At 58.9% G+C, this 14,188-nt stretch carries 14 protein-coding genes and 3 pseudogenes; 13 read left to right on the top strand and 4 right to left on the bottom strand.

The features are described 5' to 3' along the window. Positions 1 to 18: 18 nt before the first annotated feature. From AU14_RS22635 to AU14_RS05585, 12 genes and pseudogenes are all read left to right on the top strand, one after another. Positions 19 to 558, top strand: a complete 540-nt coding sequence (locus AU14_RS22635) for a LysR family transcriptional regulator (protein ID WP_269079106.1) — start codon at positions 19 to 21, stop codon at positions 556 to 558. Further along, positions 558 to 920 (top strand): LysR substrate-binding domain-containing protein, encoded by a 363-nt coding sequence (locus AU14_RS22640; RefSeq protein ID WP_269079107.1) that lies wholly within the window; start codon positions 558 to 560, stop codon positions 918 to 920. Before AU14_RS22635 ends, AU14_RS22640 begins: the two co-directional genes overlap by 1 nt. A gap of 73 nt (positions 921 to 993) precedes the next feature. Further along, positions 994 to 2,024: pseudogene (locus tag AU14_RS05545) on the top strand (threonine aldolase family protein). Between the two features lie 105 nt (positions 2,025 to 2,129). Continuing rightward, a complete protein-coding gene (locus AU14_RS05550) occupies positions 2,130 to 2,618 on the top strand; it encodes a hypothetical protein (RefSeq protein ID WP_041339578.1) in 489 nt (162 codons plus the stop codon). After that, positions 2,615 to 3,376 (top strand): hypothetical protein, encoded by a 762-nt coding sequence (locus AU14_RS05555; RefSeq protein ID WP_041339580.1) that lies wholly within the window; start codon positions 2,615 to 2,617, stop codon positions 3,374 to 3,376. The genes AU14_RS05550 and AU14_RS05555 overlap by 4 nt, the downstream gene beginning before the upstream one ends. A gap of 61 nt (positions 3,377 to 3,437) precedes the next feature. After that, positions 3,438 to 4,004: an elongation factor P-like protein EfpL gene (gene efpL / locus AU14_RS05560; RefSeq protein ID WP_041339581.1), complete on the top strand. Its 567-nt coding sequence runs from the start codon at positions 3,438 to 3,440 to the stop codon at positions 4,002 to 4,004. 19 nt (positions 4,005 to 4,023) lie between these two features. After that, the gene (locus tag AU14_RS05565) at positions 4,024 to 4,269 is read left to right on the top strand and encodes a DCC1-like thiol-disulfide oxidoreductase family protein (RefSeq protein ID WP_236744431.1); all 246 of its coding nucleotides are present in this window, start codon (positions 4,024 to 4,026) and stop codon (positions 4,267 to 4,269) included. After that, positions 4,248 to 4,391: a hypothetical protein gene (locus AU14_RS20740; RefSeq protein WP_236744437.1), complete on the top strand. Its 144-nt coding sequence runs from the start codon at positions 4,248 to 4,250 to the stop codon at positions 4,389 to 4,391. The genes AU14_RS05565 and AU14_RS20740 overlap by 22 nt, the downstream gene beginning before the upstream one ends. A 141-nt stretch (positions 4,392 to 4,532) precedes the next feature. Beyond that, positions 4,533 to 5,877, top strand: a pseudogene (locus AU14_RS05570) (short-chain fatty acid transporter). Between the two features lie 243 nt (positions 5,878 to 6,120). Continuing rightward, entirely contained in the window at positions 6,121 to 6,468 is a 348-nt protein-coding gene (locus AU14_RS05575; protein ID WP_236744439.1) for an acyl-CoA thioesterase, read from the top strand. Positions 6,469 to 6,559: 91 nt separating this feature from the next. Then, a complete protein-coding gene (locus tag AU14_RS05580; RefSeq protein ID WP_041339582.1) occupies positions 6,560 to 7,162 on the top strand; it encodes a hypothetical protein in 603 nt (200 codons plus the stop codon). Then, positions 7,150 to 7,335 (top strand): hypothetical protein, encoded by a 186-nt coding sequence (locus AU14_RS05585; protein WP_041339583.1) that lies wholly within the window; start codon positions 7,150 to 7,152, stop codon positions 7,333 to 7,335. Before AU14_RS05580 ends, AU14_RS05585 begins: the two co-directional genes overlap by 13 nt. On the opposite strand, the gene AU14_RS05590 is transcribed toward AU14_RS05585, so the two are convergent. Beyond that, complete coding sequence (locus AU14_RS05590; protein ID WP_041339584.1) at positions 7,316 to 7,768, bottom strand: Lrp/AsnC ligand binding domain-containing protein; 453 nt, start codon at positions 7,766 to 7,768, stop codon at positions 7,316 to 7,318. The genes AU14_RS05585 and AU14_RS05590 overlap by 20 nt on opposite strands. A gap of 396 nt (positions 7,769 to 8,164) precedes the next feature. On the opposite strand from AU14_RS05590, the gene putA reads away from it, so the two are divergent. Further along, the gene (gene putA / locus AU14_RS05595) at positions 8,165 to 11,794 is read left to right on the top strand and encodes a bifunctional proline dehydrogenase/L-glutamate gamma-semialdehyde dehydrogenase PutA (RefSeq protein ID WP_041339586.1); all 3,630 of its coding nucleotides are present in this window, start codon (positions 8,165 to 8,167) and stop codon (positions 11,792 to 11,794) included. A gap of 24 nt (positions 11,795 to 11,818) precedes the next feature. Here the strand turns inward: putA and AU14_RS05600 are convergent, their stop codons facing one another. The 3 genes and pseudogenes from AU14_RS05600 to AU14_RS05610 all read right to left on the bottom strand — a co-directional run bounded on the left by AU14_RS05600 (position 11,819) and on the right by AU14_RS05610 (position 14,172). Then, positions 11,819 to 12,733, bottom strand: coding sequence for a 5-oxoprolinase subunit C family protein (locus AU14_RS05600; protein ID WP_236744440.1), 915 nt, complete (start codon positions 12,731 to 12,733; stop codon positions 11,819 to 11,821). A gap of 16 nt (positions 12,734 to 12,749) precedes the next feature. Continuing rightward, positions 12,750 to 13,441 (bottom strand): annotated as a pseudogene (gene pxpB / locus AU14_RS05605) (5-oxoprolinase subunit PxpB). Beyond that, the gene (locus tag AU14_RS05610; protein ID WP_041339590.1) at positions 13,438 to 14,172 is read right to left on the bottom strand and encodes a 5-oxoprolinase subunit PxpA; all 735 of its coding nucleotides are present in this window, start codon (positions 14,170 to 14,172) and stop codon (positions 13,438 to 13,440) included. Before AU14_RS05610 ends, pxpB begins: the two are co-directional and overlap by 4 nt. Positions 14,173 to 14,188 lie beyond the last annotated feature (16 nt).

A 14,188-nucleotide genomic window follows, 5' to 3' on the forward strand; every position in this document is an offset into this window, starting at 1 on the left:
TTTTGAGTATTATTTGTAATGATTAGTCCAGTCTGGTTACGCAGCTTCTGCACCCTGGTGGAGGTTGGCCATTTCACACGCACCGCAGAGCGTCTGCACATGACGCAATCGGGTGTCAGTCAGCATGTGCGTAAGTTGGAAGAGCAGCTTGAGTTGTCTTTGCTGGTTCGCCAGGGCAAGCAGTTCACCCTGACCGATGCCGGTGAGCGGCTGTACCGCGAGGCCAATGTCATTGTCGAGTCGTTGTCCGATCTTGAACGGCGGGTGGGCGCGGATCCGGCCTTCGAAGGCCTGGTCAGGATCATGTCGCCGGGCAGTGTCGGGTTGAAGCTGTATCCGCACCTGTTGAATTTGCAACAGCAGCATCCGGGTCTGGTCATCGATTACCGGTTTGCACCCAATTCCGACGTTGAACGGGCCATTGCTGAATACCGGGTGGATGTGGGCATCATGACCAAACCCGCAGCCCGGGATGAGGTCGGATTCAAACCTGTGGGTGAAGAGGCTTTGTTGCTGGTGACACCAGAGGGGATGGAGGAGCCAGCTGGGAGCAGTTAATGGCGCTCGGGTTCATCGATCATCCGGACGGGGCTCACCATGCGGGTTTGCTGCTGGGGGCTAACTACAGCGAGTTTCATCACAGCAACCAGTTCCCGTCGGCCGGTTTTTCCAACCAGATCAGCCTGATTCTCGAGCCGGTCAGCCGGGGCTTGGGGTTCACCGTGTTGCCGGCCTACGCCATCGAAGCGTTTCAGCAGCCAGAGAAAGTGAAGACCCACCGGTTGGCAACACCCGCCAGTGAAACCCTGTTTCTTAGCTTTCGTCGCAACCAGCCTTTGCCCAACCGGGTAAGTACTGTTATCGATGCTATGCGCGAAGGGCTGGATCTGAGTGCTGGCGATTCGCCCGGAATGGTGTAATTTGGAAAGATTCAGAAGGTTTGCAGTTTTCAGGAAGTAATTCGTTCTTTATTACAGAATCCGGAGGTTCAGCGTGTCCCAGTACGAGCAGTTTGCCAGTGATAATTACAGCGGTGTGTGTCCCGAAGCCTGGGAGGCTATGGCCGCGGCGAACCGCATGGACGAAGCCGCCTACGGCGAAGACAGCTGGACTCAGCGGGCCGCTGATGACATCCGGGCGCTGTTCGATACTGACTGCGATGTCTTTTTTGTGTTCAACGGCACCGCAGCCAACTCCCTCGCGCTGGCCTCCATCGGTCAATCCTTTCACAGTGTCATCTGCCACGAGCTGGCGCACATCGAAACTGACGAATGCGGCGGGCCGGAATACGCCTCCAACGGTGCGAAGTTGCTGCTGGGGCAGGGGCCGGATGGCAAGCTTACACCCGAGAGCATCGAGCACCTGGTCACCAAACGCACCGACATCCATTATCCGAAACCGAAAGCCCTGAGCCTGACCCAGGCCACAGAGGTGGGCACCCTCTATACCCCCGAAGAATTGCGCGCGATTCGGGCCATGGCGGATAAGTACAACCTGAGCATCCATATGGATGGCGCCCGGTTCGCCAACGCCGTGGCGGCGCTGGACGTGCATCCGTCGGAGATCACCTGGAAAGCCGGTGTGGATGTGCTGTGTTTCTCCGGTACCAAGAACGGCCTGGCCCTGGGCGAGGCGGTGGTGTTCTTCAACCGGCAGCTGGCGGAGGATTTCGAATGGCGTTGCAAACAGGCCGGTCAGCTGGCGTCCAAGATGCGCTACATTTCGGCGCCTGGTGTGGGCTGCTGGACAACGATGTCTGGTTACACAACGCCCGGCACGCCAACGCCTGCGCCGCACGCCTGGCTAGCGGTTTGGAAGGCTTGCCCGGTGTTGCCCTTCGCTATCCCCGGCAGGTGAATGGCGTGTTCGTGGAAATGCCCGAACCGGTGCAGGCGGCGCTGCGAGCCAAAGGCTGGCGCTTCTACAATTTCATCGGCGGCTCGGCCCGGCTGATGTGCTCCTGGGCAACCACAACCGAGCGCGTAGATCAGTTTGTGGCCGATGTCCGTGAGCTGGTGCGTTAACGCCGAATCAGCCTGCGATGACCTCGGGGCCAGCCAGCGCGGTTCTTTCTTTTGCCGGTGTCTGAACTAAACTTTAATTAGGTTTTTGGCCCCGGGGCTTTGCCCATGGAAACCGACCCAGACCGCGCCCATCAACCCAGTGTTGAGTCCCTGCTGCAACGCCTTTGTTGTCTCCTGTCTTTGTGCGTCGCGATTCTGCTGACGCCTCTTGCCCAGCCCGTTCTTGCCGACTCGTCCACAGATCTTCATGCGATTTTAGATGGGAAAAAGTTCCAAAGTCAGCTTGGTGTTAAAGGCGTGCCCGGGGACATTGATGACCTGCTGGTGTTCGATGATGGAGAGTTTGTTTCTGAAGAGTGTGAGCGCAGGTGCGGCTACGCCAAGGTGGAGTACTGGGTCAGGGCGGAGGGTGATGCCATCCAGATGCGGGCCGATGTTCCCTGTACGGAGTCTGGTGCGGTTATGTATTGGCGAGGCACTGTCAGGGGAGACGAAATCGAAGGGTCGATTATCTGGGTCAATAAACGCTGGTACTGGACCTTTGAAAAAGAGCTGTGGTTCAAGGGCCGGCTAGTCAAGGCACAGCAGCCATGATGCTGCCGACGATGCCGGAACACCGGCGTTTGGTCGGTTTTCTGAAGCTTGGTGTGTTCGTCGCCATTGTTGTGATTGGCAATCTGATGACGCGGGGTGTCATTGATGGCCTTGATCTGAATATTCGACCCTCCAACGAGCCTGCGTTGCACCGTATCATCATGATATCCATGGCCGCCTATATCCTGTTGATGGCAATTCCCTTCGTACCTGGGGTCGAAGTGGGTCTGGCCTTGATGATGATTCTTGGCCCCAAAATTGTGCCTCTGGTGTTTGTCTGCACACTCACATCTTTGTGTCTGGCTTACCTGGTTGGTCGACTGGTACCGGAATCGAGCATTGCGCAATTTCTTAGGGAAGTGCGGCTGGTAAGGGCCGCGAATTTTCTAGCCGGGTTTGAGGGGCTCACGCCCGAGCAACGTATTGCCAGGTTGACGGAGCGCACTCCCAAAAAGTGGTTGCCCTGGCTGGTTCGGCATCGCTACGTCACACTGCTGGTGGCGATCAATCTGCGGCAACATGGTCTTGGGCGGTGGGGGAGGGCTGGCGATGTTGGCTGGTATGAGTCGGCTCTTTTCGCCATTGGCGTTCGTGCTTCTTGTTGCGGTGGCTATTTCGCCGATCCCCATATTACTGCTGTTGTTTGGAGATGCGATTGCCAGTTGGCCTATCTAACCCACGCTGCCCTTATTTCTGCTCTGATTTCTGCTCTGTTTGTTTCGTTTACCCTGATTTCATCTGCAAGTTGCGGTCGCTAGTTTTCGCTCTTCGTGGTATATCAGCTAACCTGTTTAGCTCAACATTTTTGGGAACCTAGCAATGCCAAGAGCAAGTGAAATCAAAAAGAATTCTGCAGTGGATTACGATGGCCGGGTCTATTTCGTGAAAGATATCGAGCGCTCGGTGCCTCAGGGACGGGCTGGCGGCAGCCTGTATCGCATGCGCATGTACGACGTTGTAACCGGCAGCAAGATTGACGAGACCTTCAAGGATTCAGACATGCTGAATCTGGCGGATCTTACCCGCCGGCCGGCCACCTTCTCCTATGCCGACGGCGAAGAAGTGGTGTTCATGGACAGCGAGGACTTCACTCAGTACAGCCTGAACCGTGAGGCCATCGCCGATGAGCTGCTGTTCATTAGCGAAGACACCGAGGGCCTGATGGTGGTTCTGGTCAGCGACGCGCCGGTATCCCTGGCCTTGCCGCCGACGGTGGAGCTGGACATCAGCGAGACCGATCCGTCCATCAAGGGCGGCTCCGCGACCGCGCGTACCAAGCCGGCCACGCTATCGACCGGGCTGGTGGTGCAGGTGCCCGAGCACATCTCCACGGGCGATCGGATCAAGGTGAATGTGGAGGAGCGCAAATTCCTGAGCCGTGCCTGAGCTTGTTCTAGGAGGCTGAATGACCGATTCGAATGCCAAACTGGTGGTTTTTTACGACGGCTCCTGCCCGACCTGTATCAAGGACCGGCGCTGGTACGAAAAGCTGGCGGGTAAAACCGGTGAATCGGTCGAGTGGCTGGATATTACCGGCCGCGATGACGAACTGCGCAGTGAAGGTATCGATCCCTACCGGGCCCTGAGAGAGTTGCACGTAAAAGACACTCAGGCCGAATCCATCGCGAGATGGATGCCTACATCCTCTTGATGTCCCGCGTGCCGGTGCTGAAACCCCTGGCCTGGCTGATCGGCTTGCCTTTGATCCGGCCGGGCCTCGCCCGGCTCTACCACGCCTGGGTCAGCCGGCGGCTTGATGCCGGTGCCGACTAAGATCTAATCCCCCGCAGGTGCCTAAGGTACTATTGTTAAAGTGAAAATCAGAGAACGCCAGCTCATCCGCCCCGGCATTCGGGGTTGGGATCGGTTGGCGTTTTTGCGTGAACACCAATAACAATACCGCGAGGACATATTATGTTGCAGAGACTGACCAATGGCTCAGTGAAACTGGTCGAGCGTTATCTGCCCGATCCCTACGTACTGGTCCTGCTGCTATCACTAGTGGTGTTTGTGGCCGCTATCGCGTTTGAAGGCCAATCGCCGCTGCAGATGGTGCAGTACTGGGGCGATGGTTTCTGGAACCTGCTGACTTTCGCCATGCAGATGGTTCTGGTTCTGGTTACCGGCTTCGTACTGGCCAGCACCCCGTTTTTCCGCACCATCCTCAAGGCCCTGGCACGGCTGGCCAAATCACCCGGCCAGGCGGTGATTCTGGTTACCCTGGTGTCGCTGGCGGCAGCCTGGATCAACTGGGGCTTTGGTCTGGTAATCGGGGCGTTGTTCGCCCGCCAGGTAGCGCGGGAAGTGCCGAGCGTTAACTACCCGTTGCTGATTGCGAGTGCCTACAGTGGCTTCATGGTGTGGCACGGCGGCCTGGCCGGTTCGGTGCCGCTGGTGATTGCCACCGAAGGCCACTTTACCGCCGACATGATCGGTGTGATTCCCACCAGTGAGACCATTTTTGCTCCGTTTAACCTTCTGCTGGTGCTGGCCATGTTCATTGTCATACCGGTGGTGAACCGGCTGATGATGGGGGACGATGGCAAGCACGTTGATGCCACCAAGCTGGGTGACGAAGAGCCACTGCCACCACTGAACAATGAGCGCCCGGCCGAGAAGCTGGAGAACAGCCTGATCCTGGCCCAGGCCATCGGGGTGATGGGGGTGATTTTTGCCGGTTACTACTTCCTGGCGCGCAGTGGTTCCCTGAATCTGAACATCGTCAATTTCATGTTCCTGATCCTGGGTATCATCCTGCACGGTCGGCCGTCCCGCTTCATCGCCAGTGCCACCGAGGCGGTTAAAGCTCTACCGGTATCATTATCCAGTTCCCGTTCTACGCCGGGATCATGGCGATGATGGTGGACTCCGGGCTGGCCAGCAGTCTGTCCAACTGGTTTGCCAGTGTTGCCAACCCGACCACCTTCCCGCTGTTCACCTTCCTGAGTGCCGGTATCGTCAATATCTTCGTGCCGTCTGGTGGTGGTCAGTGGGCGGTGCAGGCACCGATCATGCTGGAAGCCGGCGCCGCACTGGGTGTCGAGCCAGCCCGTACGGCCATGGCGGTGGCCTGGGGTGATGCCTGGACCAACATGATTCAGCCGTTCTGGCGTTGCCGGCGCTGGCGATTGCCGGCCTGTCTGCCAAGGATGTCATGGGCTACTGTCTGATCGTGTTGCTGGTTACCGGCGTGGTGCTGGGTTTCGGGCTGATGTTCTTGCCTGATCACCGACCACGAGAACAGGCAGCCGGGTGTTGACGCGCCCGGTTGCCCGCAAATGCGGTAAGGTGTGGGCTGGTCTCCGAAAGATCGTCCCTGAAAGACAGGCCCAGCAAGAAGGAAGTACCTGAATGACCGCAAAGCACTCCCAGGGCTCGAAGCCCGTATCGGCCTCGGCCATCGAGCAGCACGTCTACAAAGTGTTCCCGAACGATATGAACGCCCACAACACGGTGTTCGGGGGCATGATCATGGCCAAATGTGATCGTCTGGCTCTGGTAGTTGCTGAAAGACATTCAGCATGTGTGCGTGACCGCCGCAGTGGATTCTATTCATTTCCGGGCGCCTGCCAAAGGCAACGACACCCTGCTGTTCAGCCTGTCGTTGAACCGCAGCTGGGGCTCGTCCATGGAGATTGGTGCGCGGGTTGAGGCCGAGAACAGCTACACCGGCGATACCCGTCATATCCTGTCAGCGTTCTTCACCTTTGTAGCCCTCGATGAAAACGACAAGCCGGTGGATGTGCCCGAGGTGATGCCAGAGACGGATGAACAGGCACGCCGGTTCGAGAATGCCCAGGTTCGCCGCGACGGGCGCCTGAAGACCCGAGAGAAACTGGCCAGCCGCTGAGCCGGAAGCCAGTTGCATATTTTCCAGCTGCTGGAATGCGGACTACACTGATAACTGAAGTCGCAGTTATGAGCAGCCAGCAGGTTTCAGTTTGGATCAGATCAAGCCCCTGCCCATAGGCGCCCAGCACTACATCCTCATGCTGATCCCGAGGCTTATCCGGGACATTGAGGAGCTGGGGTTGCCGCACATCATTCGGACTTCCAGCTTTACCGAGCGGGAAGTCACTACCCTTTACTTCGAGTTCGTTTCCATAAACCGGGTGCTACCGACCGAGCCCGAGCACATTGCGCCTGGGCTGTGGCCGCATCTGATTTATTGTGTGAAGGTGATGACTGAGATGGTCAATTCCGCCTCCATGGAGGAGCTGGCTCAGGCCCGGGAGCAGGCCATTCGGAAGTTCCTGCCCCACGCCCGGCAGACGGTGGAGAAAGAATATCAGGACCAGTGTCGGGAAGGCGCCGTGGACTTGCACCTGGCGGGAGTGTTGCGACAGGACAGCTCGCCAGATCATTCCCGGGAGCTGTGCATGGAGCAATACGGCTGGAGCGCGAGCAGCGCATCGAGTCAGTCAGGGGGCTTTCCACCGCCCATCTGGATGCTCATTCGGCCTGCATCGTCGAAGCCGCAAAAGCCTATGTCGAGCAAGCCCAGGCCGACGCACCGGAGGACTTCGGGTTATTGGACCTGGTAGTCCGGTTACTGGATCTGCTGCGTCTGGTGCATGTGCTTGAAACGGCCCCCTCGGCGCAGGCGGCTATCCCGGCCGACTTCTCCGTGGATAACATCGTGCTGGGTATTGGTAATGCGCTGTACCGCAAAGAGTTGGGGCTGCGCTTTACCCAGGTTAAAGCTCCGCATCCTTAACGTTCTCCATCACCACAAAGGTACTGGTCTGCAGCACGTGGGGCAGGGCCGAGATCTGTTCACCCAGTACCTGCCGGTACTCCGCCATGTTCCGGGTGCGCACTTTCAGCAGGTAATCGAAGTTGCCGGCGATCATGTGACATTGCTCCACCGCCGATATCTGCTTAACTGAATGGTTGAAGGCGGCCAGGGCATTGCTGCTGGTGTCGTCGAGGGTGACCTGGGCAAAGGCGATGTGGGAGAGGCCAAGTTTGGTCTGATTGACCAGTGCCGTGTAGCCGGTGATGTAGCCCTGTTCCTCAAGCCGCCGCATGCGTACCTGGCACGGCGTTTTGGACAGGCCCACGCGGGATGCCAGCTCGGTCACTGTAATCCGGGAGTTTTTCTGCAATTCGCGAATAATGGAGTGATCGATTCTATCCAATTCGACCATAAGGTCAGTTCCTGAGTGTGTAAATGGCCTGTATCGGGCCTGAATATAATCGAAAAGCCTGTTTTCGGAAACTTCTTAGTCAATTCGGTTGTCTGGCTTTGCAGGCGAACTGATCTTCTGACGATCTGGGGACGTAGGCGTCAGTGAGGCAATGGATATTTTTATTGGTAATGGCCTCAAGTCACGATCCGTTGCGAACGTGACGTCATCCTTGCACTGGTCAGAGACGCTTAGGCGAAGGAAAGTTGGCTAGAACATCGAAATATTAAAGCAAATTCATAAATTATTCCCGCGAAAAAAAGACAGAACGCCTCGTGTGTTTAGTTTTTAAAGAGAAAATGTCTTTGTCGTTCTCGGTAGAATGCCGGTAAGACAATTAATGAAGAGGGTGTAGCTATGAGACCGCAGCAATCAGAGACGCCGACACTGGTCGACAGCCGGCTGGCCATTCGTGATTACTACCTAGCTGACGAGCATAAGGTCGTCCATGAGATGATTGCGGGCGCTCAGTTGTCACCGAGCGAGCGCGAAGCCATTTCGGCCCGCGCCGCCGACCTGGTGCGTAGCGTGCGTAAAAACGCCAAGCCCACCATCATGGAAAAATTCCTCGCCGAATATGGTCTGACCACCAAAGAAGGTGTGGCGCTGATGTGTCTGGCCGAGGCCCTGTTGCGGGTTCCCGACAGCATGACCATCAACGACCTGATCGAGGACAAGATTACCTCCGGCGCATGGGGTACCCACCTGGGTAAAGCTTCTTCTCAGCTGATCAACACCGCCACCATCGCCCTGCTGATGACCAGCAACCTGCTGAAGGAATCCGAGCGCAACAGCGTCGGCGATACCCTGCGTAAGCTGCTCAAGCGTTTTGGTGAGCCGGTCATCCGCACCGTGGCTGGCCAGGCCATGAAGGAAATGGGCCGCCAGTTCGTGCTCGGGCGTGACATCGATGAAGCCCAGGACGAAGCCAAAGAGTACATGTCCAAAGGCTACACCTACTCCTACGACATGCTGGGTGAAGCCGCGCGCACAGACGACGACGCCAAGCGCTATTTCGACTCCTATTCGAACGCCATCGACAGCATTGCCAAGGCGTGCAAAGGCGATGTGCGTAAGAATCCGGGCATTTCCGTGAAGTTGTCCGCGTTACTGGCCCGTTACGAGTACGGCAACAAAGAGCGGGTGATGAACGAATTGCTGCCCCGCGCCCGTACCCTGGTCAAGAAAGCCGCTGCAGCGAACATGGGCTTTAACATCGATGCCGAGGAGCAGGACCGCCTGGACCTGTCCCTGGACGTCATCGAAGAGCTGGTGGCTGATCCTGAGCTGGCCGGCTGGGATGGCTTTGGCGTGGTGGTGCAGGCCTACGGCAAGCGCTCCTCCTTTGCCCTGGACTGGCTGTACGGCCTGGCCGAGAAGTACGACCGTCGGTTCATGGTGCGTCTGGTTAAAGGCGCCTACTGGGATGCGGAGATCAAGCGTGCCCAAGTCATGGGTCTGGACGGCTTCCCGGTCTTCACCCGCAAGGCGTGCAGCGATGTGTCGTTCGTTTCCTGCGCGACCAAACTGATCAACATGACGGACCGGATTTACCCGCAGTTCGCCACCCACAACGCCCACTCGGTGTCCACGATCCTGGAGCTGGCCAAGCTCAAGGGCGTGAGCAATTACGAGTTCCAGCGTTTGCATGGGATGGGTGAGTCCCTGCATAACGAGGTCCTTAAGGCGAGCGGTGTTCCGTGCCGCATCTATGCCCCGGTTGGGCCGCACAAGGATCTGCTGGCGTACCTGGTTCGCCGTCTGCTTGAGAACGGTGCCAACAGCTCGTTCGTGAACCAGATCGTCGACAAGAGCATTACCCCGGAGGAAATCGCCAAGGACCCGATTGATGCGGTTCGTGAAATGGGCGACAACATCTCCAGCAAGGCGATCGTGCACCCGTTCAAGCTGTTCGGGGACCAGCGCCGAAACTCCAAGGGCTGGGACATCACCGATCCGGTCACGGTGCAGGAAATCGATGCCGGCCGAGACGCTTTCCGCAGCCACCGCTGGAAAGGCGGCCCGCTGATTGCCGGTGAAGTATCCGGCACTGAGGTTCAGGTTGTGCGTAACCCGGCCGATCCGGAAGACCTGGTGGGGCATGTCACCCAGGCGACCGATGCCGATGTTGATACCGCTGTTTCTGCAGCCCAGGAAGGCTTCAAGGCCTGGTCCGCCAAGCCCGCGGAAGAGCGCGCCGCCTGCGTGCGCAGGGTAGGCGAGCTGTACGAGGAGCACGCCTACGAGCTGTTCGCGCTGACCACCCGCGAGGCGGGCAAGTCGCTGCTGGACGCGATCGCCGAGATTCGTGAGGCGGTAGACTTTGCCGAGTTCTACGCCAACGAAGCGGTCCGCTACAAAGACGCTGGCGATGCCCGTGGCGTCATGTGCTGCATCTCGCCGTGGAACTTCCCGCTGGCCATCTTCACCGGCCAGATCCTGGCTAACCTGGCTGCCGGTAATACCGTGCTGGCCAAGCCGGCGGAGCAGACCTCCCTGCTGGCGATCCGTGCCGTGGAGCTGATGTACGAGGCGGGTATTCCGAAAGACGCGATTCAGCTGCTGCCGGGTACCGGTGCTACTGTCGGTGCCGCACTGACGTCTGATTCCCGGGTTTCCGGTGTCTGCTTCACCGGTTCCACCGCGACTGCACAGCGCATCAACAAGGTGATGACCGAGAACATGGCGCCGGATGCTCCGCTGGTGGCGGAAACCGGCGGCATGAATGCCATGATTGTGGATTCCACCGCACTGCCGGAACAGGTCGTCCGGGATGTACTGGCGTCGTCGTTCCAGAGCGCCGGTCAGCGTTGTTCCGCCCTGCGCATGCTGTATGTGCAGAAGGACATCGCCGATCACCTGCTGGAAATGCTTTATGGCGCCATGGAAGAGCTGGGCATTGGTAACCCCTGGTTGCTGTCCACTGATGTCGGCCCGGTTATCGATGAAACCGCCCGCAAGAAAATCGTCGATCACTGCGACAACTTCGAGCGCAATGGCAAGTTGCTGAAGAAGCTGCCGATTCCCGAAAAGGGACTGTTCGTTTCTCCGGCGGTACTGAAGGTGTCTGGCATCGAGGAAATGGAAGAGGAAATCTTTGGGCCGGTGCTGCACGTGGCGACATTTGAAGCCAAGGACATCGATAAGGTGGTGGATAGCGTGAACGCCAAGGGCTACGGCCTGACCTTCGGTATCCACAGCCGGGTTGATCGCCGGGTCGATCGGATCGCCAGCCGGATCAAGGTGGGCAACACCTACGTGAACCGGAACCAGATTGGCGCCATTGTTGGCTCCCAGCCGTTCGGTGGTGAAGGTCTGTCGGGTACTGGTCCGAAGGCCGGTGGTCCGCAGTACGTACGTCGCTTCATGAAAGGCAATACCGTGGAAGTGCCGGCGCAATCCGGTGGTAAGTCGGTGGATGCCAAGAAGCTGCAGAGCCTGATCGGCAAGCTGGATTCACTGAAAACCCAGAAGCCAAACGACCGCATGGCCCTGCTCAAGCCGATCTTCGGTGAGCTGCCGGCGCCGCTGGACGCCCATGCTGAGGAAATGCCGGGGCCAACTGGCGAGCTGAACCGCCTGACCAACCATGCCCGTGGCGTGGTGCTGTGTCTTGGACCGGATCAGGCCACGGCACTGGAGCAGGCTGGTGTGTCACTGTCTCAGGGTAACAAGGTGGTCGTGGTTGCACCGGGCGTTGAGGCCAAGGTCAGCGAGGCGGCTAAGGCCGGTTTGCCGATCGTGGGTATCGACGGCCAGCTGGAGCCGGAAGCGCTGGCAACCGCCAATGGCTTTGAAGCGGTGGTCAGCTGTGCCCAGCAGGAGTTGCTGCGTGATTATCGCCTGGCCCTGGCCAAGCGTGAAGGCGCATTGCTGCCGCTGATCACCGAGCACAGGCTGGACCAGCGTTTCGTGATCGAGCGTCACTTGTGCGTGGATACTACTGCAGCCGGTGGTAACGCAAGTTTGATCGCGGCGTCTGAGTGACGCCTGATCCGGCACCGCGGCTAATCAGCCGGTGGTGCCGGGTGCTCCCTGCCGTAACCGGTGATTAAAGATCATGCGTCGGGCTTCCGCCTCTGCCACATCGGTGAGGTAGAAGCTCACCGTCGCACCGGGTGCCCGCTGGGCCAGTTGGCCTGCCCCCAGGGCGCTTAATGATCCGATCTTCGGGTATCCGCCAATGGTCTGTCGATCCTTCATCAGCACGATGGGCTGGCCATCGGTAGGAATCTGGATAGCGCCGTAGGCAATACCTTCCGAAATGATGCCGTCCAGGTCGCCGTGGATGGCTTCCCCCGACAATCGATACCCCATGCGGTCGATGTTCTGACTGACCTGATATTCCGAGGTGAAGAAGCGGGCCCGGGCCGAGCGTGGAAAGTGCCGGTACTGGTAGCCGGGAATCACCCCCACCCGTAGTGGCTTCCGGTAGTCCGGAATTTCACTGTAGGGCACGCTCGCCTTGGCAACAGCCGAGGGCGGCGCCAGCGGTATGCGGTCACCCTTGGCCAGTTTGGCGCCGGTGCCATCCAGGCCGCCAAGTTGTTCCCGGCTGACGGTAGCCGCGCTACCCAGTCTGGCTGGTACGTCCAAGCCACCGCTCACCGCCAGGTAGGCTCGTAAGCCCGCCACTGGCATGCTGAAGCTGAGCTGGTCGCCCTGTTTGATTTCGTAGGTCTGCCAGGGGGCAATGGGGCGGTCGTTCAGGCGCGCCCCCAGGTCCGCGCCAGTCAGGGCAATGCTGGTGTCGCTGTGGGCCAGCAGGCTCAGGCGGCCGAAAGTGATTTCCAGCTGAGGCGCGTTCAAGGGATTGTTCAGCAGGCGGTTGGCCCACAGAAAGGCGTGCTCATCCATGGGGCCACCGGTGGTGACACCGATGTGCTGGTAACCAAGCCGGCCCATGTCCTGGACCTGCGTCAGCATGCCCGGATCCAATACTTCAAAGCTCATCGAATTGGCCCCCGAGGCTGATGAATTCTTCCCGGTCAATGGACCGGAACTTTATCCGGTCGCCAATCTGGGCCAGGGCCAGCGACTCGCTGTCCCAATCCACCATCTTGCTCGGGGTGCGCCCGACGATCTGCCAGCCGCCGGGTGTCGCGCTGGGGTAAATGGCGGTTTGTGACCCGGCGATACCCACGCTGCCTACCGGCACTTTCAGCCGGGGCGTTGACTTGCGGGGCATGGCAATGCGCTGGTCGGTACTGCCGAGAAAGGCAAAGCCCGGCTGAAGCCAATGGCGTAGACCCGGTAGGTCTGCTCGCTGTGAATACGAATGACCTCGTCGGTGGACAGGCCGGAGAACTCGCAGACGTCATTGAGATCCAGGGCAACCTCGGGGCCATAGTAGACCGGCAGTTCCAGGGTCTGGGCTTGGGCATCGTCCTGCGCGCCGGTCGCTCCGCTTTCCAGGGCCCGGCGCAGGCGGGCGTGGATGCCAAACCGGTCAATGCGCTCCAGGTCATAACAGACCATCACCGAGGTGTAAGAGGGCACCAGATCGGTGATGACATCTGACAGCGTCGCCCGGATAGTGTCGGTCGCCTGTTTCACCAGTGCTGCCGTCTCATCGCAGATGCTATCTCCGAAGTAGACAATGCAGGTGCTTTCGTTGATGCCCTCGATTCTCATAACGCCTGCACGACCTGGCGCATGTGACGGGCGGCCTCGACGGCGTGGGTGCTGTCACCGTGAATGCAGATGGTGTCGGCCCGGATCGGGATTCGCTTGCCGGAAATGGAGGTCACCGTGCCGTCCTTGATGATCTGCGTGACCTGGTTTTCGATGGCCTCGGTGGACTCGTGCACCGCGCCCGGCACTGAGCGTTTCACCAGCCGGCCCTCGTCGCTGTAGGCACGATCGGAAAAGGCCTCAAACCAGACATCGATACCGAATTCCCTGGCTCGGTCGAGCACATCGTCGGCGTCGGGGGTGGCCATGACCACCAGCGGGCAATGAGGTGCATAGTCTCTGACGGCCGCCATCACCACCGACAGGGTGGTGTGATCAACGGCCATCTTGTTATAGAGCGCACCGTGGGGTTTGACGTGTTGGATAGCGGTGCCGTGGGTACGGCAGATGCCATCCAGGGCCGCCATCTGGTAGACCAGAATGGCTTTGAGCTCGTCCGGGCGCAGGTCGATATCGCGTCGGCCAAAGCCGAGCAGATCCGGGTAGCCCGGGTGGGCGCCGATGGTCACGTTTTCCGCGATGGCCATGCGCACGGTCTGATCCATGGTAAGTGGGTCAGACGCGTGGAAGCCGCAGGCAATGTTGGCCATGTCGATGAAGGGCATTACGTCGGCATCCATACCCTTGGTCCAGCTACCGAAGCTTTCGCCCATGTCACAATTGAGTTTCATTGGAGTCCTCCTGAAA

Origin of the sequence: Marinobacter similis (genome assembly GCF_000830985.1) — a bacterium.
Taxonomy (GTDB): domain Bacteria; phylum Pseudomonadota; class Gammaproteobacteria; order Pseudomonadales; family Oleiphilaceae; genus Marinobacter; species Marinobacter similis.

What these genes read in the sequence shown, in the direction of transcription:
- AU14_RS22635 (WP_269079106.1), top strand. Translation starts at nt 19, where the DNA reads ATGATTAGTCCAGTCTGGTTACGCAGCTTCTGCACCCTGGTGGAGGTT.
- AU14_RS22640 (WP_269079107.1), top strand. Translation starts at nt 558, where the DNA reads ATGGCGCTCGGGTTCATCGATCATCCGGACGGGGCTCACCATGCGGGT.
- AU14_RS05550 (WP_041339578.1), top strand. Translation starts at nt 2,130, where the DNA reads ATGGAAACCGACCCAGACCGCGCCCATCAACCCAGTGTTGAGTCCCTG.
- AU14_RS05555 (WP_041339580.1), top strand. Translation starts at nt 2,615, where the DNA reads ATGATGCTGCCGACGATGCCGGAACACCGGCGTTTGGTCGGTTTTCTG.
- efpL (WP_041339581.1), top strand. Translation starts at nt 3,438, where the DNA reads ATGCCAAGAGCAAGTGAAATCAAAAAGAATTCTGCAGTGGATTACGAT.
- AU14_RS05565 (WP_236744431.1), top strand. Translation starts at nt 4,024, where the DNA reads ATGACCGATTCGAATGCCAAACTGGTGGTTTTTTACGACGGCTCCTGC.
- AU14_RS20740 (WP_236744437.1), top strand. Translation starts at nt 4,248, where the DNA reads ATGGATGCCTACATCCTCTTGATGTCCCGCGTGCCGGTGCTGAAACCC.
- AU14_RS05590 (WP_041339584.1), bottom strand. Translation starts at nt 7,768, where the DNA reads ATGGTCGAATTGGATAGAATCGATCACTCCATTATTCGCGAATTGCAG.
- putA (WP_041339586.1), top strand. Translation starts at nt 8,165, where the DNA reads ATGAGACCGCAGCAATCAGAGACGCCGACACTGGTCGACAGCCGGCTG.
- AU14_RS05600 (WP_236744440.1), bottom strand. Translation starts at nt 12,733, where the DNA reads ATGCTGACGCAGGTCCAGGACATGGGCCGGCTTGGTTACCAGCACATC.
- AU14_RS05610 (WP_041339590.1), bottom strand. Translation starts at nt 14,172, where the DNA reads ATGAAACTCAATTGTGACATGGGCGAAAGCTTCGGTAGCTGGACCAAG.